Here is a 23,099-nt window from a genome sequence, read left to right as displayed (position 1 = left end):
CTAACTCTTAGAAGGGGTGAGTTTTAAACGGATATCGCCACCCACTTGGGTAAGCTCATTCAGTTCAAAACGAAGTTGTTCTGCCATACTGATAAATTCAGCATTGAACATGGCACGAGCAGATTGACCAAGAAAAGTTGGTGCAATATAGCTGATCATTTCATCAACCAAATTTTCCTGCAAAAAAGCAGTCGAAAGGGTTGCACCTGCCTCAATCAATACATCATAAATTTGAAAATCTTTTAATGCTTTTAACAAATCAGTGAGCGACTGAACTTCAAGCTGAATCACACCAAGCTGAGCCAGTTCTGGACGAAAAGGTCCCATCACCATGACTGTTTCTGGATGATCCAATAACTTTGCATCTAAAGGTAAACGGCCTTGACGGTCTAAAATAACACGCTTCGGCTGTACAATCTGTTCGACATTCGCATCAGGCAGTTGACGTACATTGAGTTGGGGATCATCCGCTAAAACAGTTTCAATACCCGTGATTACTGCGCCTGAGACGGCACGCCAATGTTGGACATCCAAACGTGCTTTGCTTCCCGTAATCCATTTTGATTCACCTGAAGCCATCGCAGTCCGCCCATCAAGACTGGATGCAACTTTTAATCGGACATAAGGCATACCTGTGGACATTGCCTTTAGAAAGCCTTTGTTCAATTGTTTGGCTTGATCTTCACATATCCCTACTTCGACTTCGATACCTGCTTGACGCAAAATATCAATACCCTTACCTGCCACCAATGGGTTTGGATCCATACATGCAACAACAACTTTCTTCACACCTGCTTCAACCAAACCTTTAGCACATGGAGGCGTTCGACCATAGTGTGCGCAGGGCTCTAGAGTGACATATGCCGTCGCTCCACGTGCTGCCTCACTGGCTTCTTGAAGTGCAAAAACTTCCGCATGGGGTTGACCTGCTTGAGGATGAAAACCCTGACCAACCATCTGTCCATCTTTGACAATCACACAACCGACATTTGGATTGGGGCGCGTTGTATATTGCCCTTTTCGAGCCAAAGCAATCGCAGCACGCATCCATGCTTGATCTTTTTGATCTGGATCAAGTTGATTCGGTTGATGGGGAAACACAGACATAATTTTCCTAAATCTGAAATGAAGAACAATGGCGCAGAATGTTAATCAGAATCTCGATTTTGCATTTGTTCAATTTGACGACGAAATGCTTCTACATCTTGGAAATCTTGATAAACCGATGCAAAACGTACATAAGCGACATGATCCAGTGCAAACAATGCTTTCATTACAATTTCACCAATGGTACGTGATCGAACATCACGCTCACCCAAACGGCGAATTTGCAGTTGAATATCACTGAGCACAGTTTCAATCTGCTCTTGTGTTACAGGACGCTTTTGTAATGCATGCATCAATGAACGGCGAAGTTTTGCCTCATCATAAGGTTCATTTTTACCATCAGATTTGGTGACACGCGGCATCACGACTTCAAAACTTTCAAAAGTCGTAAAACGTTCATTACAAGAAATACATTCTCGGCGACGACGAATTTGACAGCCTTCAGCAGCTAAACGAGAGTCTATGACTTTACTGTCTGCCGCGTTGCAAAATGGACAATGCATAGCGTTTTAATTGAACAATTTGTATTTGAGCTTAGTGTAGCAAAAAAATATTCGATTGTTGAGCTTTCCTCAATATATAGAAAAAAAACAGCCCATCGGGGCTGTTTCATACAATATATTGATATTTCTTTTTAGCGAATCTATTATTTCATTAAATCTATCATAGTCAATTATTCGATGCGTTCACCATGTTGACTCAAATCCAGCCCCATACGTTCGTCATCATTTTCAACACGAATACCGATCACAAGATCAATCAATTTAAGAATAATAAATGTTAATACTGCTGAGTAGGCGATCGTTGCCAGTACACCTTCAACTTGTACCCATAATTGACTCATGACATTCGTCGGTGCTTTATCTCCCATGATGAATTCGCTGGCAAAGAATGCGGTCAAAATTGCACCAACGATACCACCGACACCATGTAGACCAAAAGCATCCAACGAATCATCTGCTTTCAGTGCACGTTTAAGCGCAGTAATACCCCAGAAACATACGACACCACCGATCAGACCCATTGCCAACGCACCACCAACAGTCACAAAACCAGCAGCAGGTGTAATCACAACCAGACCCGCCACAGCACCCGACGCACCACCAAGTACAGAAGCTTTACCACGAACTACTTTTTCAGTGATTAACCAAGCGATTGTTGCTGCCGCTGCGGCAACTTGAGTCACAACCAATGCATAACCTGCTGAACCATTCGCGCCCAAAGCAGAACCACCATTGAAACCAAACCACCCAACCCAAATTAAACTTGCACCGATCAGAGTCAATACAAGGTTATGCGGTGCCATTGATTCACGACCTAAGCCCATACGCTTACCCAGCATATATGCAGCCACTAGACCAGCAACACCAGAGTTAATATGGACAACCGTACCACCGGCAAAATCTAGCGCGCCGTCGTTACCTAACCAACCACCACCCCATACCCAGTGAGTAATCGGCGCATAGACCACGATTGACCAAATGGTAATAAAGGCTACGAAAGCTCCAAATTTCATACGCTCTGCGATCGAACCTGTAAGGATGGCTACAGTAATAATGGCAAAGGTCATTTGGAAAATAACAAAGAGAATTTCAGGAATCGTGCCAGTGAGTGCTTCTGTCGTGATGCCAGACAGCATGACTTTGTCTAAACTACCGATAAAGGCATTTCCTTCACCAAAGGCAAGGCTATAACCGACTGCAACCCAAGTGATACTTACGATTGCTGCTGCAACAAAGCTATGCGCCATTGTGCTCAATACGTTTTTCTTACGAACCATACCGCCGTAGAACAACGCCAGACCTGGAATCGTCATTAAGAGTACAAGTGCTGTGGACACTAAAATCCATGCTGTATCACCTGTATCTAATTTTGGTTGTTCTTTTACAACTGGAGCCTCAACCGCTGTTGGTAATTCTGCAACAGTATTAGGGGCAACAGCTGAAGATGCTTCAGTTGCAACAACTGCAACACCTTCTGTCACTGCGGGTTCTGACACAACAGTCTCTGCCCATGCAGCAGAACCACCTAAAAGTGCGCCAGATAAACTCAGCGCAAATAGCATCTTTTTCATTCGTATCCCCCAACCTCATTTTTTTGCGAGTTAGGTCTAACTCAGCAAACTTCGTGCCAAATTAAACAGCGTCTGCGCCAGTTTCACCTGTACGGATACGGATAACTTGCTCTAAGTTAGTTACGAAAATTTTTCCGTCACCAATTTTGCCAGTGCTTGCTACACGTGTGATTGATTCGATCACTGAATCAACCATTTCATCACTGATTGCAATCTCAATTTTGACTTTTGGTAGGAAATCGACGACATATTCAGCACCACGATAAAGCTCTGTGTGACCTTTTTGACGACCAAATCCCTTCACTTCTGTGACGGTAATTCCTTGAACGCCAATTTCAGAAAGTGCTTCACGCACATCATCGAGTTTGAATGGTTTAACGATTGCTGTTACAAGTTTCATGTTGTTTTCCTTCGGCTTTTTTCACCAGTAAGGTTTTATGTTCAAATTTCATGCCAAAACTTCATAATGGTTGGGGTGATTAATCCATTTCGGCAAGAAACATCTTATACCTTATTTTATACTTCTACGGATGTTTAAGCTTTAAAAAAACATACAATTTTTGATCGTAAATATTCATCTTGTTATTGGTTTGTCCTATGCTCTATGCTTATATGTAGGGGCTACGATGTTACAATGCAAATAATACCCTGTATTTTGGATAGCACATGATCGAAACATTATTACAAGCTATATTAGAACAGCTAGATCAACCTAAAAAAGACGTTGAAAATAATTTACGTGCTTTGCTTAATGAGGCGGTCACTAAAATGGATTTAGTCTCTAAAGATGAAATTGAGCGTCAAAAAACTGCCCTTTCAAATGCCAATACACGCCTTGATCAACTCCAGCAGCAAGTCAAAGCGCTAGAAGCGCTGATTCAGCAGAAGCACTAAAACTGCACTCTAATTGTGCATAATGAAAACAAAACGATTAAAAATAAATCAAAAATAAAAATATCAGGTTTAGAACTATGTCTTTTGCAAAAATATATACCCGAGCTGTACTTGGCTTACATGCCCCTCTCATTGAAGTAGAGGTGCATGTCAGTCAAGGCTTGCCCTCTCTGACCATTGTCGGCTTGCCTGAAGCTGCTGTTCGCGAAAGTAAAGATCGTGTCCGTTCTGCCATTATCAACAGCGGTTTTCTATTTCCTACCAAGCGTTTAACCATCAATCTTGCGCCTGCTGACTTGCCTAAAGATGGTTCTCGACTGGATCTTCCTATTGCTTTAGGCATCTTGATTGCATCAGGGCAACTCCCTGAAAATGTCACAGATGAATATGAGTTTATTGGTGAGTTGGCATTAGATGGTCTATTACGACCTGTCAGTGGAACCCTAGCTATTGCGATGGCTTGTCAGCTCGCTCATCATAAATTGATGCTTTCTAGGGCAAATGCGGATGAGGCTTCTCAATTACCAGATTTTGAAGTGTTTGGGGCAAAAAGCTTAAAAGAAGTCTGTGATCATTTTCTAAAAACGCACCCTATTGATGCATTTTCAAGCACAGTTAAAAAGCAGAATAGTATGTATAAGCATGATCTGGCTGATGTCAAAGGGCAACTGAGACCAAGACGTGCTTTAGAAATTGCCGCAGCGGGAGGTCACTCAATCTTATTTAAAGGGCCGCCCGGGACGGGTAAAACATTATTGGCTTCTCGCTTATCCAGCATTTTGCCTCCACTGACAGCGCAAGAAAATTTGGAAGTTGCCAGTATTTATTCTATTGCCAATACTCAACATCCTTTTGGACACAGACCCTTTCGAGCACCTCATCATACGGCTTCAGCCGTTGCATTGGTCGGCGGTGGTTCTCATCCTAAACCCGGTGAAATTACACTCGCCCATCTCGGTGTTTTATTTTTAGACGAGCTTCCTGAGTTTGACCGTAAAGTCTTAGAGGTGTTACGCCAACCGTTGGAATCAAAAGAGATCGTAATTTCTAGAGCCTCTCGCCAAATCACTTTTCCTGCGAATTTCCAATTCATTGCAGCAATGAATCCATGTCCTTGTGGTTATGCTTTTAATCAAGACAGTCGCTGTCAATGTTCTGCGGAATCGATTAAGCGCTATCAAAATAGAATTTCGGGGCCTTTACTCGACCGTATCGATTTGCATATCGATGTTCCACCATTAAAATCACAAGATTTACAAGATCCCAAACCTGTTGAAAATTCTGAGACTGTCAGAGCGAGAGTGATTGAAGCTTACCATCTTCAAATGAAACGACAAGGATTTTTGAATCAGGCATTGACCCCTCAACAATTGGAAATCTATGCGCTTCTCGATGAGCCTTCACAAAACATCATCGCTATGGCGCAACAACGTTTGAATCTTTCAGCACGTGCTTATCATCGTATTTTACGCGTTGCACGTACCATCGCAGATTTAGACCTGAGTGAAAAAATTCAGTCCTCTCATTTGACTGAAGCATTGTCTTATCGTGTACAAAATACTTAAATTATTGAATGGACTCATTCATCTAAAAATAACCTACATAAAAAAGCCCATTCTTGGGCTTTTTCCTTTTAAAGTATTAGAACGTATTGGTTAACGTAAACACCGCCCCTGTTTCATAACCACGTTTAACACTAGAACTCATACCATCCGTATCAACATTTGAGCCTACAGCGGCTAACTCAGCTGTCGCACTTGGAAGTGCTTTAAAGTTATACGTTAGCCCTGCTTTCCAGTCGATATAATTATCATCACCATTGAAAAACTCATCTTCATCAATGGTTGTATAACCGACACCTACGACACCACCAAAACCCGAAGATCCCAGTGGCGCAGAATAAGTGGCATTGACATTCCAGCTGTCTAAGTCAGCGCCTGCATAGTCATTGGTAAAATTCACATTGGTTAAAATACCATCACCCGCTATTAAAACGTCATTGAATGTCATTTTTCCATAAAGTTCTAACCAGTTCAGATCGCTAGCGCTTGGGTAATTGTAATAAACCAAACCGACATCCAATACTGGCTTACTTGCGAAATTATCCAGTGTCGTTGCATAACCAATCGAAGGATCAAGCTCTAAGCTTGGGGAGCCTTCACCAAAATCTACATTTGAACCCCATAAACCGAAATAAAGACCCGAAGTATGACCCAGTGTAAAGCCAGCTTGTACAGCTGGATCGCTTGAAGTTTGAGTCAAACCACGGAAGCGATAATCTGAAGTGACTGCCGCCGAACCACTAAAACTTAATCCATATGGTAAAGCTGGGGCTTCTGCAAAAGTGATGGTTGATGCAGATGCAGCAACTGCTAGACCAAGTGTTTTTAAAGTTAGTTTCATTTGATATTCCCCTACATCATCGCTTAAAGGCTTTTTTGTGATAATTGATAAACTCGTAGGATGAATAGCAATAGCTATGCCAAATCTTTAAAGACAAATAGCTAAAACTCGATATTGAATAAGCAAATTATTATTTTTAAATGATATTTAAAACAATTCAAACACCTAATTTCTTGATCAATATCCATATTTTACAATAAAAAAGGATTTCTCATTTTTTAAACTAAGCATCAATTCAATTTATACCTTCTGAAAACATGCCTTTTATTGAGACTAAAATTTAACTACGCCATAAATTTACGCATAAAAAAAGTGCATCGCCTAGCGCGATACACTTTTGATTTATTTAAAAACCGTTTTAAAAACTATATGTCACAGCATAAACCAAATGATCTTTGAGTTTTTCATCATAACGATCTCGACCGCCCCATATATAATCTAAACTCATTTCAATACCTGTATCGAGCAACGGTTTACTGAGTCCTAAACGAACTTCATTCATTGCGAAATCATGAGCTGTTTGGACAATAGAATCATCGCGACCATCATTATAAATAGAAGCTCCCACACTGGTATTCAAAGAAAATTCATATGGCAATGCATAACTGTAGGCAGCACTAAGATAAACATCTCCTGCATTACCATAATCCGCGTCTGCTAAACTTACCGTGAGGCCTAAGCTCAAATCTTTATAACTCACATCATTCACCAGATCATAGCCCGTGGTAGAGCGCTTTTCTGTCCGATCATCGTTATAAGTATGACCACCATTTTGATAAACATAGGCCATGATTTGTGAGCTATAGCTCCAATCATCATTGATCGAATTTGCAAAACCAATAGAGAAATCATGTTCTGAACCGTGATCTCGCCCTTTGGGATCATAATCTAAAGTTGATCCCCAATAACCAACAAAAACGCCGCTGTTATGGGTATAGGTTAAGCCACCTTGAAGTGCGATATCATCATTTTCGACACCACCACGATAAATATATTTAGTGACTGCACCAATATTTCCAGAAACCACACCATTTAAAATTGAAGGCTTGTCTTCTGCAAAAGCATTTGTAGCTAAAACTGTTAGGGAGATACCCAAGCTTACAACTAATTTTTTATGAATTAACATTACATTTCACACCGATTATTTGTTGGTATTGTATTCAAATAAAAATAAATATTGCTAAAAATTTAGATTTTTAATGATGAATTGAATGTTGAAAGCTAAAAACTTATTGATGCATCGGATTTATGTATCGGAAAATCATCTGATTCGCGATGTACTTAATTTATCCAAAAAGAGTGTTTAACATTCTTATAGAAAAAATTAATTTGAAGAATTTCTAAAATAATTTTAATCATTTGAAAATAAAAAAATGAAAAACATCTATCAATTTATGCCCACTTTTTACTAAAACAATGTTTTTTATAATTTTAAATAATGTTAAAGCTTTATATTTCAATCAATCTTCCCAACGCTCCATATACCAACATCTTATAACCATTTGATGAAAAAAAATTATAATGAATTATAATTTGTTATACATTGTGTATACATTTAATTTCACATTCATAATCATTTTGTATGAGGCGCCCCCAATGCAAAAATCACAAAAATTAACATTAGCAGTCCTCATTCAAGCTGCTTTGGTTTCAACTGCTTTTGCAAGTGAACAAAGCGAGTCTAAAGGCTTTGTTGAAGATGCTGAAGGATCAGTATTATTCCGTACAGGTCATTTACATCGTGACAAAAAAAATGGTGTTGATGATACGAGCTCTACTGCCCAAACAGCAATTGTCAAACTTGAATCTGGTTTCACTCAAGGCGTTGTTGGTTTCGGTGTAAACGCAGTTGGTGATGCCTCATTTAAATTAGGTAAAAATGCTCATGCTGGCAACGGTATGATTCCTAAATATGACCACGATGGTTCGGCATATGATCATTGGGCTCGTGGTGGTGCAAGTGTTAAAGCACGTATTTCGAATACAACTGTTGAATATGGCACGCAAGTTTTAGACTTACCTGTACTAGCAAGTAATACTGCACGTTTAGTACCTGAATATTTCACGGGTGTTCTTGCAAAAAGCCGAGAGATTGAAAACTTAGAATTGGTTGCGGGTAAATTTACTGAGAACCAATATTCAGATCAAATTGCCACAGATAGTAATGAACTTGATAATGCTATCGTATGGGGCGCGAAGTACAAATTTAATGATCAAATTAATGCATCTTACTATGGCACTGACGTTAAAGATCGCCTTGATCGTCATTATGTAAATGCCAATTATTCACATCAGCTTGCTGACAAAAGTACACTAACTTACGATTTCAGTGGCTACCGCACTGAGTGGGATGCTCAATCAGATGGAAGTGCATACACTTATTCTCATACATCGAATGATTTGAATAACTTAAGCAATAATATTTGGGCAATTTCAACCACTTATAATACTGGCCCCCATAACGTGATGGTTGCTTACCAACAAAACACGGGTAATACTGGCTACGATTATGGCTTAGGTAAAGGTGTAGGTGATGGTCAACAAACGATTTACATGCCAAACTCATACCTATCTGACTTCATTGGTAACGATGAAAAATCAGTACAGTTACAATACACGTATGACTTCGGTGCATTAAATATCCCTGGTCTTTCTTGGACTACAGCATTTGTATATGGTTGGGATATCGATGTATCAGCAGGTCTAAACGATCGTTCAGTCCTTGCAACGGATGATGCTCAAGAACGTGAATTCTTTAACCAAGTAAAATACACCGTTCAATCTGGTTTTGCTAAAGATGCTAGCCTCCGTGTTCGTCACTCTTACTATCGTGCAAGCGATGAATATCAAAGCGCTTATATCGGTGATACGAATGAATGGCGTCTATGGTTAGATATTCCTGTGAAATTTTTCTAATTTCTAAGAAATTCTAAATTATAAAAAAACCTGCACATTGTGCAGGTTTTTTATTTAGCCTTAAAACAAAAGACTAAATATACAAATAACAATTATTTGTTTGCTTCAGCATATGCAGCGATTGAGCTAAGAACTTCTTGTTTAGCAACATCTGCACCTTCCCAACCACTCAACTTAACCCATTTGCCTGGCTCAAGATCTTTGTAGTGTTGGAAGAAATGTTCAATTTGGCTGATCAATAACGGTGGAAGATCCGTATATTCTTGAATATCTTTGTAGATTGGTGTCAATTTGTCATGTGGAACTGCAACAAGTTTAGCATCTACACCACCGTCATCTTCCATATTCAATTTACCCACTGGACGGCAACGAATCACAGAACCTGGTTCAACTGGATGTGGAGTAACCACTAACACGTCTAATGGATCGCCATCTAAAGACAGTGTATTTGGTACATAACCATAGTTCGCTGGGTAGAACATTGCTGTACCCATGAAACGGTCTACAAACAAAGCATCAGAATCTTTATCAATTTCGTACTTAATCGGAGCTGCATTTGCAGGAATTTCGATAATTACATAGATATCGTTTGGTGCGTCTTTACCAGCTGGAATGTTACTGTAGCTCATAGGAAACTCTTTAACAGTGTAGTGTTCAATAGTTAGTGTCGATTATAACGCTTTATCAAGCAATCATCATTCGATTATACATTTGCAAGAATATATTTGGGTATGTCTATCGGTCAGTTTTACATTAACCGAATCACCAAGATCAATAAATAAATCGGACATGCCATCGACAACAACCAAATAATTGATCGTAATGTCGAAAGATTCAATAAATAACAAATGCCATAGATCGCACGTAGCACAAGGTATGCCCCACCAAGCATCATGATAATGACTTGTGAAATCACCATATATTCAGCCATTAAAATGGATGCAATAAATAATGGAAGACTTTCAAAACTATTTTGTTGGGCAGCATTCGCACGTGCAGCCAAACCTGTGGATTTCGCTAAAAACTCGCGTGGGTTCTGATTATCTTTGACGTTAAAACCAGCTGCGACTTTCGCAATGATGGTAAAAACGTACGGCATTAAACAGGCAATTAAAATTAAATATATGATGCCATCAATCCCATACATGAATTTTCTATCCAATAATTTCTTATAGGTCATATCATAGCATGGTGTATATGCGATAATTTTTGCTAAATTATTGCGTTTTTGAAAATTTCATTGGAACGGGTATGGCAAATTCTGATCAGAAAGAACTGTTTGATGTATTAGATCAACAACACGTACAGCAGAAAAAAGTCGATCGTGTACTTTATTTTGTTTTGCCTATCGTTGCATTTTTAATTTGCGTGATCTGCGCCAACTTAAATTGGCAGTCCACGTTAGGAACTTTTTTAGTCCTCTGGATTGCGTTTTATGCTGTTGGAATTAAGCGTGCTAATTTAAAATTATGGCTACTCTTTGTTAGCATCTATAGTTTGGTTGATATTTATTTCAGTTATCACGGCGCCATTCCTTTACAAGCAGTCGGCCGTCATGCAGGAACCATGATGACATTTGTTGGTATTGTTGGTATTAGCCGTCCATACATTGATCGTTGGTTTATGAAAAAATAATAATCGGTTCAGATCATAAAAAAGCGCCCGAGGGCGCTTTTCTTATATGGTAATGAATTATTTACGTAAATCTTTACGTAAGATTTTACCAACGTTAGATTTCGGCAATTCATCCAAAAATTCAACATAACGAGGGCGTTTATAGCCTGTTAAATTCTCTTTAGCATACGCAAGCACTTCTTCTGTGGTCAATGAAGGATCTTTCTTCACGACAAACAGTTTCGGTACTTCACCTGATTTCTCATCCGTCACACCAATTGCAGCTACTTCCAATACTTTTGGATGCGTTGCAATCACTTCTTCAATTTCAGAAGGATAAACGTTAAAGCCAGAAACCAAGATCATGTCTTTTTTACGATCAACGATTTTGACATAACCACGGCTGTCCATGACGCCAATATCACCTGTACGGAAATATCCATCAGCAGTCATGACTTTTGCAGTTTCGTCCGGACGGTTCCAGTAGCCCTTCATCACTTGCGGACCACGAATCGAGATTTCGCCCTGCTCGCCAAGTGCAAGATGATTACCATCATCATCCAAAATCGCAACATCCGTTAAAGGCAATGGAATACCAATAGTGCCGCTGAATTCTTCAGATGCAGGTGGGTTTGCTGTTGCAATTGGAGAGGTCTCAGATAGACCATATCCTTCAATAATATTAGTGCCCGTAATCTTTTTCCAAGCAGCAGCAGTCGAAGGCAATACAGCCATGCCACCACCCATCGCCATTACCAGCTTACTGTGATCAAGCTGTTGGAATTCCTCGTTATGCACCAAAGCATTAAACAAAGTATTGACTGCAGGGAAGAAACCAGGCTGATATTTGCGAAGCTCTTTAATCACCGCAGGTAAATCACGTGGGTTTGGAATCAAGACATTCGCTTGACCTTTGTACATCCCGTAAAGCGCACACACCATAAATGCAAAGATATGATAAAGCGGTAAGGCACAGAAAATGCGATCATCTTTAGATCCATCTGCTTTACCAAATTTACTTTGGAAAATACCATCCGCTTGCAGCAAGTTAGCGACAAGGTTGCGATGAGTTAACTCTGCACCTTTAGAGACCCCTGTTGTACCACCTGTGTATTGCAGTACAGCAGTATCACTTAAAGAAATCGTTGGACGCTTATAATTGCTGACATTGGCTTTAGCCATCGCTGCATTAAATGTCACATGTCCTGGAATGTTCCATGCAGGAATTTGTTTACGTACTTTACGCAATACAAAATTCACCAATGTACCCTTAAGCGTACCGAGCATATCCCCCACAGAAGCCACAATCACATGTTTGACTGGTGTTTTACCAATAATCGATTGGTAAACCGAAGCAAAGTTTTCAATGATGACCAAAACTTCAGAACCTGAGTCATTTAACTGATGTTCTAATTCACGTGCAGTATAAAGCGGGTTCACGTTCACAAGAACTAAACCTGCACGGAATACACCTAAAGCAACCACTGGATACTGTAGAACATTCGGCATCATCACTGCTACACGCGAACCTTTGGCTAAACCTAAACCTTGTAAGTAAGCAGCAAATTGACGGCTGGCAACATCGAGTTCATTGAACGACAAAGTTTTATCCATGAAGATAAAAGCATCACGCGAACCAAATTTCTGGAAATTACGTTCAAAAATATCAATAAGAGAAGTATTTTCCGGTGGCAATTCTACAGTTTCTGGAATCCCAGTCTTTTGGTATTCAGCGAACCAAATTTTTTCCATAATGCCTTATTCTCCAATTAGTAATCCTTGGTTTTTAAACTGTTCTTTTCAATATTGAGCAAATTTATTCAATTTGTTTGTGCTCAATAATGCATCCATTTAATTCAATACGATTCATATATAACGTATTTTGCTTAAAGGATGCTAGTTTTATCTTTGAATGAACAGTCTATTTGCTTTTTGATATCCGCGTGGTAAGAGCTGACCTTTAGTCGCTCGTTTTGCCACATATTTTTGCAGATCATCACCTTTCAGTTTTAATTGTTGTTGTCCTGCAACCACCTGAATTGTTTCATTTAAATTAAGTGAAGTCATGGACAAAATTCGTTCACTTGTATCAAGTTGTATCAACTTATTGCCTTTACCTTTATTTAGCATTGGCAATTCTGACAGCTCAATCAGCAATAAACGACCAGAACTACTCAGTACTGCTAAATGAGAGTGACCAGTGATCACGTCCAAAGGCATGACTTCAGCATCATCCGTAAGACTTAAGAACGCTTTACCTGCTTTGGCATTGGTATCGAGTTGTTTTGCCTGCGTCTTAAAGCCGTAGCCTTTGGAACTGACTGCCAATATTTCAGCATCATCATCTGCAATGAAGATTTGCTTAAAACCAACACCACTTGCAGGTGATAGTTTTGAACTCAAAGGTTCACCCAAACCACGCGCCGATGGTAAAGTGTTGATTGGCAGCGCATAGCTTCGACCTGCCTCATCAATCACATAAACTTTTTGATTCGATTTCCCTTGCGCGTGACTAAGGTATTTATCCCCCGCACGGAAATTCGCATTTTCCGCATCCACATCATGGCCTTTGGCACAACGAATCCAACCTGCATCCGACAAAATCACAGTCACAGGGTCTGCTGGCATGAAGTCTTGTTCGCTAATCGCGGATGCTTCTGCACGTTGTACAATCGGTGAACGACGATCATCACCAAATTTTTTCGCATCGTCTTTCAGCTCACCAATAATCAGATTTTTCAAAGATTCTGGATTTGCCAATTGTTCACGAATAATTGCTGCTTTTGCCTCAAGCTCTTCTTGCTCTCGGCGCATTTCCATTTCTTCAAGCTTGGCCAAATGACGAAGTTTTAGTTCTAAAATGGCTTCTGCCTGAACCTCATCGAGACCAAAGCGTTCCATCAATACAGGTTTTGGCTGATCCTCTTCGCGAATGATTTGGATCACTTCATCAATATTTAAATATGCAACAATTAAACCACCTAAAATATGCAGGCGTTTTTCAATTTTATTTAAATGGTATTGAAGACGGCGAGTCACAGTCGTTTTACGAATCTCAATCCATTCTAAAAGAATACGACGAATCGATTTGACTTGCGGGCGACCATCGGCACCAATCATGTTCATATTGACACGATAGCTTGATTCTAAATCTGTGGTCGCAAATAAATGACTCATGACTGCATCGGCATCAATACGATTTGAACGTAGTACGATCACTAAACGCGTTGGGTTTTTATGATCAGATTCATCACGAACATCGCTGACCAATGGCAGTTTTTTCGCTGTCATTTGATCCGCAATTTGAGTGATAATTTTTGAACCTGATACCTGATAAGGTAAATCTGTAATCACGATTTCATTTTTTTCAATCGTATACACAGCACGCATACGATAACTGCCACGACCTGTACTTTGAATTTTCAGCAATTCATCGGGTGGCGTGATAATTTCAGCTTTGGTCGGTAAATCAGGCGCAGGAATATATTCCGAAATTTTCTCATCACTTAAGTTCGGATTACGAATCAGTGCAATCGTTCCTTTTACAACTTCACGTAAATTATGCGGTGGAATATCGGTTGCCATCCCTACCGCAATACCTGTTGTACCATTCAAGAGAATATTCGGTACACGCGCAGGTAAGTTGACAGGCTCTTTCATTGAACCGTCAAAGTTATCCTGCCAATCACAAGTACCTTGCCCCAACTCTGAGAGCAACACTTCACTGTATTGCGACAGTTTGGCTTCGGTATAACGCATCGCAGCGAAAGATTTTGGATCATCCGGCGACCCCCAGTTTCCCTGTCCTTCAATAAAAGGATAACGATAACTAAAAGGCTGAGCCATCAGTACCATGGCCTCATAACAAGCAGAGTCACCGTGTGGATGGTATTTACCCAACACATCGCCCACTGTACGTGCAGATTTTTTAGGTTTACCACTGTGTTTTAAACCGAGTTCACTCATTGCATACACAATACGGCGCTGAACGGGTTTTAAACCATCGCTAATATGAGGCAATGCACGATCCATAATCACGTACATGGCGTAATTAAGATAAGCTTGTTCGGTAAATTCTGCTACAGAACGATTCTCTGTGGCTTGATGCGCAAGGCTTGTCATAAAACCTTTCGTCCTTATTCAATATTTCTTGTGTCTAAGTGGTTATGCTAAGTCGCAGGATGCTCCCGCACAAGGGTATGGAGCAATACACTGCGACAATTTATGTCTTATGGTTTAAAAATCATCCAGTTCTAAGTATTGAGTTTGTAAAAACTGGATTTTGATATTGATGTGATAAATCTATCACATCCCAATCGATTCTAAAGTTTTACCTTTGGTTTCTTCGCCTAATACAATGATGACCGCGGCAACAGCCAAAAGTACCGCAGTAAACATCATAAAGACATGACTAAACCCATTTTCAGCCACCATCATATGCGTCACCACTAAAGGCGCGACAATACCACCAATACGACCAATCGCCCCTGCCCAACCTGAACCAAAGGCGCGAATATTGGCAGGATATTGCTCAGGTGTGTAGGTATATAGAACTCCCCAAGCACCTAAGTTGAAGAATGACATTAAGCATCCCCAGAACATGATCATACCCACTGTCGTCGATTGCCCAAAGAAATAAGCCGCCACCGCACACATCGCAATGAAACCTGCCAGTGTCGGCTTACGACCCAATTTTTCAACCAACCATGCCGCTACAATATAACCGGGTAATTGTGCCAAAATCATGACCAAGACATATTCAAAGGATTGAACGATGGTGTAGCCTTCTTTGACTAATAAGCTCGGTAACCAGGTAAAAATGCCGTAGTACGAATACACAATACCAAACCAAATCAGCCATAACATCAAGCTACGACGCGCAAAACCGCCCGTCCATAACTGGCGAAAGGAAATATTGTTTTGACTTGAAACGGGTTTGACTTCGATCGTTTCAATGACCTCTACACCACATTGACGCTCCAGTTTTTGCACTAAAGCATGCGCTTCTTCAATACGTCCACGATTGATCAAGTAAGGCACAGATTCTGGAACTTTCTTTAAAATCACAAATACATAGAGTGCGGGTAAACCGCCAATTAAAAATGCGACATGCCAATCAAAAGAGGGAATCACAAAATAAGAGACTAAGGCAGCAATCAACCAACCCAAGCCCCAAAAACTTTCCAGCAGAACAATAAAGCGACCACGAACATGCGCAGGAATATATTCACTGACCAGAGTAACTGCGACAGGCAACTGACCACCAAGCCCTAAACCGACAATAAAACGGAAGACCAATAACCACGTTAAATTTGGAGCAAAAGCACAGGCCGCTGTCGCAATACTATAAATCACCAATGTCGAAGCAAAAACCGCTTTACGTCCAATTCGATCTGCCAATGCACCTGAACACACCGCACCGATGGCCATACCAACAAAACCAATCGACACCACCCAACCTTTTTCTGTGGGGGTCATTGCCCAGTCTTCAGCCATTTTTGCCAAAATAAAGGAGATCAATCCTGTATCCATGGCATCAAACATCCAACCTAAGCCGATTACCCAGAGTAAGGTGTAATGAAATTTACCAATAGGGAGGCGTTGTACGCGTGAGATTAAGTCCATATCAAGGTCTCTGTATCGTGTGCTTTGCAAGTTCTAAAGGAAATGCTGTCTTCACAACAGGGATTATCATTATTGCTGTTTTTATCATATGCATTGATCAAAATAACCCCACATTATGTTGGTCATTTTGATCCTTTCATTGGTTTTTTTCTAGCTTAAGTTCAAATTTAGCTTTCATCTTTAGATGAAGCTGATTGCTCATCATCATCTTTATAAATAAATTTCGGCATTTCCAAACCAAAGTAGATGGCGATACAGCGCAATGAAAAACCAAAAATCAAAGTCGAAATAATGGTAATGTCTTGTGAGAAACCCACTTCAATGCATCCCCAATAGAAGATCACTGCAACAAATGAAATGCTGGCATACAGTTCACGGCGGAATACCAATGGCACATCATTACATAGAATGTCACGCAAGATACCCCCTGAAACCCCTGTCAGCACCCCTGCCACCGCACACACCACAAAACCTTGTTCCATTTGAATCGCAATTTGGCAACCGATAATGGTGAATCCAATTAAGCCCAGTGCATCGAGAAGAAGGAACACGGAGCGTAGATGACGCATCCATTTGGCAATGAAGATGGTAAATAACGCTGCACAACAGGTTAAAACCAGATATTCAGGATGTTTGACCCAAGTCAAAGGATAGTGTCCAAGCAATACATCTCGAACAGAACCGCCACCAAGAGCAGTGACACAGGCAATGATGATCACACCAAACCAATCCATACTACGCCGACCAGCGGACAGAGCTCCGGTCATGGCTTCTGCCGTAATCGCAATAATATAAATAACGGTAAGTAACATTGCCCTTCTTCCAGTGAGGGTAATTGATGCGCAATATTCTAAGTTAAATAAAAATAAATTCTACAAATATTGAGCACAACACTGCTTAAATTTTTTAGTCGAGCCACAAATACAGGCTTGTTTCATGGTGACCTGCTGATCTGTGGTTGGATCTAGGAAATACCAGCGTTCTTCAAACTTCACAAAATGGGATACTTCATGATGAATTTGATTTGATTGACCATCATGATAATGTGCTTTGAATTCGACTTGAGCATGATTTTTATCTATTTTCTCTTGAGCCTGAACCACGTCTAATTTGAGCCATTGGTTCGAATTTGCCCAATCGAGTATTGCCTGTTGATCTAAAGCTTGCTGTTGTCCGAGCGCTGTCGTACTCACAATATAATCAGAATCGTGCACTGCGAAAGCACTGTAACGTGATCGCATGAGTTGCTCAGCGCTGTGTGCTTTGGCTTTACCTAAGTGTAAAGGTTGGCAACAGCTTACATAATTTCCATGCCCACAGGGACAGACTTGATCAGACATCAATATTCCCAAAAAATAGCACTCTACTGAGTGCTATTTTAACCCTGCTTGATGATTACTGTGAATGAAATAACTTTTAAATCATGCTTCGGTTCATGCTTCGGTTCATGCTTTGATTAATGGATTAATGACTCTATTTTAGGATTCCGCATCTTCATTTGGAATGATATGTACCTTTTCTATCTTATGACCATCCATTGTGACCACTTCAAAGACATAACCTTCCGCCTCAAACTTTTCACCGTTTTGAGGTAAATGTCCAAGATGAAATAAGATATAGCCAGACAAGGTCGAATACTCTTCTGCCTCATCGACCAAATCTCGATTCAATAACAGTGAAATATGACGAATATCTGTCGAACCATCGATCAAGAGTGAGCCATCCTCTAAACTTTCGGCTGCTGCATCCAGTTCAGTCTCATTTGGAAACTCCCCTGCAATCGCTTCTAAAATATCAATTGGCGTTGCAATCCCTTCAATCGAACCGTATTCATTGAGTACAATTGCCATTTGTAAGGGTGCTTGGCGAAGCTGTTCCATCACCATCAACACTTGTGCATTTTCATGCACGATCACAGGTTCGCGTAAATGTTTCTCAAAATTGAATTCACCTAACTCAATGTAATCATTCAGTACATTGTGAGTTTGGACAATACCTGCAATATTATCGAGTTCCCCATGCGCCAAAATCAAACGTGAGTGCTTCATGTGCAACATTTGCGTTTTAATTGATTCGACATCTGCGTTTAGATCAATCCATTCCAGATCTGGTCGTGGCGTCATCACCGATTTTACAGGTCGCTCTGACAATCCCAATACACCTTGCACCATCACGCTTTGATAGACTGCATTTTCATCTGAAAATATCTCTTCTGCCAATGCTTGCGTTGCCAGCACATCTTCCGTCTGTTTATTTGAACTATCTGAAGATGTACTTTTCGCACCTAACATTCTCATGACAGCAGATGCTGTACGAAAACGTAAATCATTGGTTGAGACTGTTTTTTCTTGATTACGGCGCATGAGTTGATTAAGGAACTCAATCAGTACAGAGAAGCCAATCGCAGCATATAAATAGCTCTTCGGAATATGGAAACCTAAGCCTTCTACGATCAATGAGAAACCAATCATCATCAGGAAGCATAGGCACAGAATGACCACCGTTGGATGCTTATTGACAAAGTCCATCAAGACTTTAGATGACCAAAGCATAATACCGACAGCGATAATGACCGCAATCATCATCACCGATAAATCTTTGACCATACCCACTGCGGTGATCACACTATCGAGTGAGAATACCGCATCTAAAACCACAATTTGAACGATCACCATCCAAAATACAGCATGGACTGGATTCTCTTCTTTAACGAAAGGTTTACTTTCCAAACGCTCATGTAACTCAAGCGTTCCTTTCATCAGTAAGAAAATCCCACCAATGATCAAAATCAAATCTCGGACAGAGAATGGATGATCAAAAACAGAGAAAATCGGATTGGTAAGAGTGACAATCCAAGCAATCGAGGCCAATAAGATCAGGCGCATGAGTAGTGCTAGAATCAGTCCGATGACCCGAGCTTTATCGCGTTGTTCAGGCGGCAACTTTTCTGCCAAAATCGCAATAAAGACCAAATTATCAATCCCTAAAACGATTTCTAATACAATCAGTGTTGCCAATCCGATCCAGGCTGATGGATCTGACATCCATTCAAAAATCATAATGCATACTCCTGCATCATGCCCTGAAGAAGATTGAATTGACCTGTAAAGGTTTGAATAAAACTAGCATTCAACACAGGATTATTTTTCTTGTTTATTTGTCGAGTATCAAAAAAATATTTTTGTTCGAGTTGACCGCGATCACTACTCATGGAGGTTCATTGGTTGTAAAACACCACTTCAGTATAAAAAAGATTGCAACGAATTTCAGTTTTTTTCACAAAGAGTCGTCAATTTTTTCGATTTCAGGTCTGCTGATACAAAATATTGCAATTTTGTAGCTTTAAAACACCATCTTGTCACTGTTTTTGCTTACATTAATAAATGAAAAGTATGATGAAAATAGATACAAGGTAGACAGTGATCAATGAATACATTATTTCCCAAGTTTCAAAATAACGCACAACAACCTGAAAACTCACCTTCTGCTGAAGCATTCAACAAAAGTAAAAATAATGATATTGAACAAATTGAAACTCAGCAAAAACACTCCCAACAAAAGAAAGTAGCCACACAAAAACTGGTCGCACTCTACTGTGGTTCACGTTTTGGTAATAACCCCATCTATAAAGAAAAGGCCATTCAGCTATCTGAAAGTATTGCTCAGAAAGGTTTCGGCATTGTGTATGGCGGTGCAAGCATTGGACTGATGGGTCAAGTTGCAGATAGTGTGATTCAGGCAGGTGGTGAAGTAGTCGGTGTCATTCCAGAATTCATGTTGGATTATGAAATCGCGCACAGCACATTGACCGAACTGCATGTAGTGAGAAGCATGCATGAGCGTAAAGCTATGATGGCAGAGCGTGCCAGCGCTTTTGTTGCTTTGCCTGGTGGCTTAGGTACCTTTGAGGAAATCTTAGAAATTGCAACTTGGGGACAACTCAATCAACATCAGAAACCAATGCTGATCTACAACGTGAATGGCTTTTATAATGCCTTGATTGCTCAACTCGATCACGCTGTACAAGAAGGTTTTCTCCCCCCCCAACATCGCGCCAAAATCATTGTATGTGAGCATGATCATCAGATTTTAAATGCGATTAAAAACCTGAATAGCCCTGAGAATGTGATGGTCTAAAATTTTCAGCTAAGGCTCTTTCAGCTGAGGGAGCCTTATCTGCTAATCGCAAAACCAACCAGCACAAATATACTCACCATAAACAGGTAATACGTTATGAGATAGACTTTGGCTTTTTTTAAGTCGTAATCATATCTATTTTCCGCCTTAAAAATGATGCGATAGCGTTTCCAATTTTTATTTCCATAGACATAAGCATTAAAATCCCAATACCCTTCTACTCATTTTCTTTTGATTAAATATTGATATAGATAATAATTCGTCATGCTGAAACTCAAAGTACTGAATAAAAATATACATAAAAACCCAATCCCAAATAGTGTTTCACGATCCATTTCACTTCCTGACTTATTACTCGATTATAAGTTTAGGTTCATTTTTGTTGTCTTTAACCCTGAACGTTTCTTTATGATTTTTTAAGGTTTAAGAGATAAAGTGTATCTCAGAAATGACTCAATACTTAAATCATCGTGCAAGAAAAAGGCTCTACTTTAAAAATTAAAGTCAAGCATTATGGTAAAACCTTAGATTTGCACTTCAAGCGCTAATCTAAGGTTTTTATACACTAAGCCATTCGAAAATCTAAATCGGGTGACATTGCTGAAGTTTTTACTACAGATAATTCTACATCGTGGGATATCCCAAAATTTTGTATGCATTTGGGGCATGAATTGCTCCTTTAAGAAGAGCGTTTAGATGAAGATGGCAATAAGGAATTTCGTTATTGGATAAAAATTGGATAAAAAAAGGATATATTTAATCATCTTACATTTATATCTTTTAAGTTGATTGAGTTGGCATAATATTTTTTTTTGTCTATAATTTATAAAATATCTTTGTATTTAATAATTTATTAGGCTGAAAATGATCTAATACAATTTCTTCTAGATGGTTGTATTTTTGATTAGTGATATCGCTTTTGAGTAAAATATTAATATAACCCGAATCCTGCTTAAGCCGATGAATCAATAATTTGAATTGTTGGCTTATTTCGATGGGTTAATTGATATGCACATAACGAGGCGTAAATTCCACTGAGAAATCCACGAACACTGCGTGCTTTACTTGTCACTAAATTGTATTGACCTTTCAACAAACTGAATAATGTTTCTATCTTATTGCGTTGTCTTAGGTGATATTCATCTGATGCACTGAGTTGAACAGATTCCATGTTCTTCCGATGATAAGTAATCAAATCAATACCTTGATCTTGTAACCTACTTTTTAATTCTTGGCTGATGTAACCTCGATCCCCATAAAGTTTTGCTTTTATACCAGCAACCAATTGTTCAACCATTTTTATGTCAGCAACATGTCCATTCGATAAAGCAGAACAAGCAATTTCCCCAAATTGGTTCATTGCAATATGCAATTTACAGCCATAAAACCAGCCCATTGAGCTTCTACCACGTGATGCAATTTGGACTAATGATTTATGACGCTGAATACGTTGATTTTTACAAACTGGCAAAGTTGTTGAATCAATCCATAAATATTGTGTACCTTGACCTTTCATCAGTGCCACATGTAAAGCGTGTAGAGCTAATTGATGCCTATTGATCAGATGAATCATCCGTTGGTAACAGGGTAAGCTTTTAAATAAATGATTTTTATCCTGTTTCAACCATGTGAAAAAGGCTTTGAAATTAGTGAAATGAGAACATTTATACCAGATAGCAATAAAAGTGATTTCTGAGATACTCAAGTGAGCGGTTCGGACTCTTGAGAAACGACGACTTTGTCTAAGGAAATTCCAATAGGTTGCTTCAAATTTAAGAAAGAAATCATCAATTAAGCAGAATAATTCGGTACTATTAAACATCGGGACTAGAGTTTTAAGTTTTGTGTGGTATAGCTAAGAATCCAATATGAGCTACAATAGAAAAAACACTAAGATTTAGGATCATGCCAAAAACATATTCTGTCGATCTACGCGAAAAAGTCATGCAGTTTTATAAAGAATCACAGCATAAATCCAAAACGTGTGAACTGTTTAATATTGCAAGAACCACCCTAGATGATTGGATCCTACTCGAACAGCAAACTGGTCAGCTCAAACAGCCTAAACCTCAAAATGCAGGACGCCCTTCGAGGATTCGAGATCTTCAAGCCTTTGAGCACTTCGTAAAAAATACACCGTTTACTCAGGCGAAAGATCTTGTCCCTCTGTTTGAACAACAATTCGGTTATACCGTTGGTTACCATGTCATTTTAAAAGCCCTTAATAAGATGGGATGGACGCGTAAAAAAAGAGTTTTCTTTACAGACAAGCCTGTAAATTAAGTCGTGCTGTATTTGAATGGTTCCTACCTCAATGGAAGAAGCAATA

At 39.6% G+C, this 23,099-nt stretch carries 22 protein-coding genes and 1 pseudogene; 7 read left to right on the top strand and 16 right to left on the bottom strand.

The window, feature by feature from the left end; all coding sequences use genetic code 11:
- The 4 genes from ribD to glnK all read right to left on the bottom strand — a co-directional run bounded on the left by ribD (position 1) and on the right by glnK (position 3,581).
- Positions 1-1,107, bottom strand: a complete 1,107-nt coding sequence (ribD, locus tag AC5YD2_RS08695) for a bifunctional diaminohydroxyphosphoribosylaminopyrimidine deaminase/5-amino-6-(5-phosphoribosylamino)uracil reductase RibD (RefSeq protein WP_496125954.1) — start codon at positions 1,105-1,107, stop codon at positions 1-3.
- A 41-nt stretch (positions 1,108-1,148) separates the two neighbouring features.
- A complete protein-coding gene (gene nrdR, locus AC5YD2_RS08690; protein ID WP_496125953.1) occupies positions 1,149-1,610 on the bottom strand; it encodes a transcriptional regulator NrdR in 462 nt (153 codons plus the stop codon).
- 170 nt (positions 1,611-1,780) lie between these two features.
- On the bottom strand, positions 1,781-3,181 hold the full coding sequence (locus AC5YD2_RS08685; RefSeq protein ID WP_496125952.1) for an ammonium transporter: 1,401 nt from the start codon (positions 3,179-3,181) through the stop codon (positions 1,781-1,783).
- A 61-nt stretch (positions 3,182-3,242) separates the two neighbouring features.
- On the bottom strand, positions 3,243-3,581 hold the full coding sequence (gene glnK / locus AC5YD2_RS08680) for a P-II family nitrogen regulator (protein WP_004650081.1): 339 nt from the start codon (positions 3,579-3,581) through the stop codon (positions 3,243-3,245).
- 266 nt (positions 3,582-3,847) lie between these two features.
- Between glnK and AC5YD2_RS08675 the strand changes: the two genes are divergently transcribed.
- Together AC5YD2_RS08675 and AC5YD2_RS08670 are read left to right on the top strand one after the other, a co-directional pair.
- Entirely contained in the window at positions 3,848-4,075 is a 228-nt protein-coding gene (locus tag AC5YD2_RS08675) for an accessory factor UbiK family protein (protein WP_496125951.1), read from the top strand.
- Between the two features lie 77 nt (positions 4,076-4,152).
- Positions 4,153-5,640 (top strand): YifB family Mg chelatase-like AAA ATPase, encoded by a 1,488-nt coding sequence (locus AC5YD2_RS08670; RefSeq protein ID WP_496125950.1) that lies wholly within the window; start codon positions 4,153-4,155, stop codon positions 5,638-5,640.
- A gap of 76 nt (positions 5,641-5,716) precedes the next feature.
- On the opposite strand, the gene AC5YD2_RS08665 is transcribed toward AC5YD2_RS08670, so the two are convergent.
- A complete protein-coding gene (locus AC5YD2_RS08665) occupies positions 5,717-6,478 on the bottom strand; it encodes a TorF family putative porin (protein ID WP_496125949.1) in 762 nt (253 codons plus the stop codon).
- A 358-nt stretch (positions 6,479-6,836) separates the two neighbouring features.
- Positions 6,837-7,604 (bottom strand): TorF family putative porin, encoded by a 768-nt coding sequence (locus AC5YD2_RS08660; RefSeq protein WP_496125948.1) that lies wholly within the window; start codon positions 7,602-7,604, stop codon positions 6,837-6,839.
- A gap of 470 nt (positions 7,605-8,074) precedes the next feature.
- On the opposite strand from AC5YD2_RS08660, the gene AC5YD2_RS08655 reads away from it, so the two are divergent.
- Positions 8,075-9,394, top strand: coding sequence for an OprD family outer membrane porin (locus tag AC5YD2_RS08655; RefSeq protein WP_496125947.1), 1,320 nt, complete (start codon positions 8,075-8,077; stop codon positions 9,392-9,394).
- A 92-nt stretch (positions 9,395-9,486) separates the two neighbouring features.
- Here the strand turns inward: AC5YD2_RS08655 and ppa are convergent, their stop codons facing one another.
- Entirely contained in the window at positions 9,487-10,023 is a 537-nt protein-coding gene (gene ppa / locus AC5YD2_RS08650; protein WP_086214507.1) for an inorganic diphosphatase, read from the bottom strand.
- A 119-nt stretch (positions 10,024-10,142) separates the two neighbouring features.
- Positions 10,143-10,541: an MAPEG family protein gene (locus AC5YD2_RS08645; RefSeq protein WP_496125946.1), complete on the bottom strand. Its 399-nt coding sequence runs from the start codon at positions 10,539-10,541 to the stop codon at positions 10,143-10,145.
- 104 nt (positions 10,542-10,645) lie between these two features.
- On the opposite strand from AC5YD2_RS08645, the gene AC5YD2_RS08640 reads away from it, so the two are divergent.
- Positions 10,646-11,029, top strand: a complete 384-nt coding sequence (locus AC5YD2_RS08640; RefSeq protein WP_496125945.1) for a hypothetical protein — start codon at positions 10,646-10,648, stop codon at positions 11,027-11,029.
- A gap of 57 nt (positions 11,030-11,086) precedes the next feature.
- Here AC5YD2_RS08640 and AC5YD2_RS08635 read toward each other — a convergent pair whose 3' ends face one another.
- From AC5YD2_RS08635 to AC5YD2_RS08605, 7 genes are all read right to left on the bottom strand, one after another.
- Positions 11,087-12,760 carry an AMP-binding protein gene (locus AC5YD2_RS08635; RefSeq protein ID WP_496125944.1) on the bottom strand — a complete coding sequence of 558 codons (1,674 nt, stop codon included), beginning with the start codon at positions 12,758-12,760 and terminating at the stop codon, positions 11,087-11,089.
- Positions 12,761-12,910: 150 nt separating this feature from the next.
- Positions 12,911-15,130 (bottom strand): DNA topoisomerase IV subunit A, encoded by a 2,220-nt coding sequence (gene parC / locus AC5YD2_RS08630; protein ID WP_496125943.1) that lies wholly within the window; start codon positions 15,128-15,130, stop codon positions 12,911-12,913.
- Positions 15,131-15,313: 183 nt separating this feature from the next.
- Complete coding sequence (niaP, locus tag AC5YD2_RS08625; RefSeq protein WP_496125942.1) at positions 15,314-16,633, bottom strand: niacin transporter NiaP; 1,320 nt, start codon at positions 16,631-16,633, stop codon at positions 15,314-15,316.
- 167 nt (positions 16,634-16,800) lie between these two features.
- Entirely contained in the window at positions 16,801-17,445 is a 645-nt protein-coding gene (locus tag AC5YD2_RS08620) for a trimeric intracellular cation channel family protein (RefSeq protein WP_496125941.1), read from the bottom strand.
- Between the two features lie 60 nt (positions 17,446-17,505).
- Positions 17,506-17,973 carry a YchJ family protein gene (locus AC5YD2_RS08615; RefSeq protein WP_496125940.1) on the bottom strand — a complete coding sequence of 156 codons (468 nt, stop codon included), beginning with the start codon at positions 17,971-17,973 and terminating at the stop codon, positions 17,506-17,508.
- A gap of 138 nt (positions 17,974-18,111) precedes the next feature.
- Entirely contained in the window at positions 18,112-19,692 is a 1,581-nt protein-coding gene (locus tag AC5YD2_RS08610) for a TerC family protein (protein WP_496125939.1), read from the bottom strand.
- The gene (locus AC5YD2_RS08605) at positions 19,689-19,844 is read right to left on the bottom strand and encodes a hypothetical protein (protein ID WP_496125938.1); all 156 of its coding nucleotides are present in this window, start codon (positions 19,842-19,844) and stop codon (positions 19,689-19,691) included. Before AC5YD2_RS08605 ends, AC5YD2_RS08610 begins: the two co-directional genes overlap by 4 nt.
- Before the next feature lie 215 nt (positions 19,845-20,059).
- On the opposite strand from AC5YD2_RS08605, the gene AC5YD2_RS08600 reads away from it, so the two are divergent.
- Both AC5YD2_RS08600 and AC5YD2_RS08595 read left to right on the top strand, forming a co-directional pair.
- Positions 20,060-20,770 carry an LOG family protein gene (locus AC5YD2_RS08600; RefSeq protein ID WP_496125937.1) on the top strand — a complete coding sequence of 237 codons (711 nt, stop codon included), beginning with the start codon at positions 20,060-20,062 and terminating at the stop codon, positions 20,768-20,770.
- Between the two features lie 569 nt (positions 20,771-21,339).
- Positions 21,340-21,453 (top strand): annotated as a pseudogene (locus AC5YD2_RS08595) (sulfurtransferase TusA family protein); the annotation flags it as partial.
- A 269-nt stretch (positions 21,454-21,722) separates the two neighbouring features.
- On the opposite strand, the gene AC5YD2_RS08590 reads toward AC5YD2_RS08595, so the two are convergent.
- Positions 21,723-22,592, bottom strand: coding sequence for an IS982 family transposase (locus AC5YD2_RS08590; protein ID WP_496125936.1), 870 nt, complete (start codon positions 22,590-22,592; stop codon positions 21,723-21,725).
- Between the two features lie 83 nt (positions 22,593-22,675).
- Between AC5YD2_RS08590 and AC5YD2_RS08585 the strand changes: the two genes are divergently transcribed.
- Positions 22,676-23,053: an IS630 transposase-related protein gene (locus AC5YD2_RS08585; protein ID WP_496125791.1), complete on the top strand. Its 378-nt coding sequence runs from the start codon at positions 22,676-22,678 to the stop codon at positions 23,051-23,053.
- Positions 23,054-23,099 lie beyond the last annotated feature (46 nt).

The organism is Acinetobacter sp. CY73, from assembly GCF_059515865.1.
The sequence above is the reverse complement of the archived record's forward strand: the minus strand, read 5'-3'. Positions and strand labels throughout refer to the sequence as shown.

Excerpts from the sequence above, each read along its gene's own strand:
- niaP (WP_496125942.1), bottom strand. The coding sequence starts at position 16,633 with ATGGACTTAATCTCACGCGTACAACGCCTCCCTATTGGTAAATTTCAT.
- AC5YD2_RS08610 (WP_496125939.1), bottom strand. The coding sequence starts at position 19,692 with ATGATTTTTGAATGGATGTCAGATCCATCAGCCTGGATCGGATTGGCA.
- AC5YD2_RS08640 (WP_496125945.1), top strand. The coding sequence starts at position 10,646 with ATGGCAAATTCTGATCAGAAAGAACTGTTTGATGTATTAGATCAACAA.
- AC5YD2_RS08655 (WP_496125947.1), top strand. The coding sequence starts at position 8,075 with ATGCAAAAATCACAAAAATTAACATTAGCAGTCCTCATTCAAGCTGCT.
- AC5YD2_RS08615 (WP_496125940.1), bottom strand. The coding sequence starts at position 17,973 with ATGTCTGATCAAGTCTGTCCCTGTGGGCATGGAAATTATGTAAGCTGT.
- AC5YD2_RS08645 (WP_496125946.1), bottom strand. The coding sequence starts at position 10,541 with ATGTATGGGATTGATGGCATCATATATTTAATTTTAATTGCCTGTTTA.
- ribD (WP_496125954.1), bottom strand. The coding sequence starts at position 1,107 with ATGTCTGTGTTTCCCCATCAACCGAATCAACTTGATCCAGATCAAAAA.
- parC (WP_496125943.1), bottom strand. The coding sequence starts at position 15,130 with ATGACAAGCCTTGCGCATCAAGCCACAGAGAATCGTTCTGTAGCAGAA.
- AC5YD2_RS08670 (WP_496125950.1), top strand. The coding sequence starts at position 4,153 with ATGTCTTTTGCAAAAATATATACCCGAGCTGTACTTGGCTTACATGCC.
- nrdR (WP_496125953.1), bottom strand. The coding sequence starts at position 1,610 with ATGCATTGTCCATTTTGCAACGCGGCAGACAGTAAAGTCATAGACTCT.
- AC5YD2_RS08665 (WP_496125949.1), bottom strand. The coding sequence starts at position 6,478 with ATGAAACTAACTTTAAAAACACTTGGTCTAGCAGTTGCTGCATCTGCA.
- AC5YD2_RS08605 (WP_496125938.1), bottom strand. The coding sequence starts at position 19,844 with ATGAGTAGTGATCGCGGTCAACTCGAACAAAAATATTTTTTTGATACT.
- AC5YD2_RS08620 (WP_496125941.1), bottom strand. The coding sequence starts at position 17,445 with ATGTTACTTACCGTTATTTATATTATTGCGATTACGGCAGAAGCCATG.
- AC5YD2_RS08660 (WP_496125948.1), bottom strand. The coding sequence starts at position 7,604 with ATGTTAATTCATAAAAAATTAGTTGTAAGCTTGGGTATCTCCCTAACA.
- AC5YD2_RS08675 (WP_496125951.1), top strand. The coding sequence starts at position 3,848 with ATGATCGAAACATTATTACAAGCTATATTAGAACAGCTAGATCAACCT.
- AC5YD2_RS08685 (WP_496125952.1), bottom strand. The coding sequence starts at position 3,181 with ATGAAAAAGATGCTATTTGCGCTGAGTTTATCTGGCGCACTTTTAGGT.
- AC5YD2_RS08600 (WP_496125937.1), top strand. The coding sequence starts at position 20,060 with ATGAATACATTATTTCCCAAGTTTCAAAATAACGCACAACAACCTGAA.
- AC5YD2_RS08635 (WP_496125944.1), bottom strand. The coding sequence starts at position 12,760 with ATGGAAAAAATTTGGTTCGCTGAATACCAAAAGACTGGGATTCCAGAA.
- AC5YD2_RS08585 (WP_496125791.1), top strand. The coding sequence starts at position 22,676 with ATGCCAAAAACATATTCTGTCGATCTACGCGAAAAAGTCATGCAGTTT.
- ppa (WP_086214507.1), bottom strand. The coding sequence starts at position 10,023 with ATGAGCTACAGTAACATTCCAGCTGGTAAAGACGCACCAAACGATATC.
- glnK (WP_004650081.1), bottom strand. The coding sequence starts at position 3,581 with ATGAAACTTGTAACAGCAATCGTTAAACCATTCAAACTCGATGATGTG.
- AC5YD2_RS08590 (WP_496125936.1), bottom strand. The coding sequence starts at position 22,592 with ATGTTTAATAGTACCGAATTATTCTGCTTAATTGATGATTTCTTTCTT.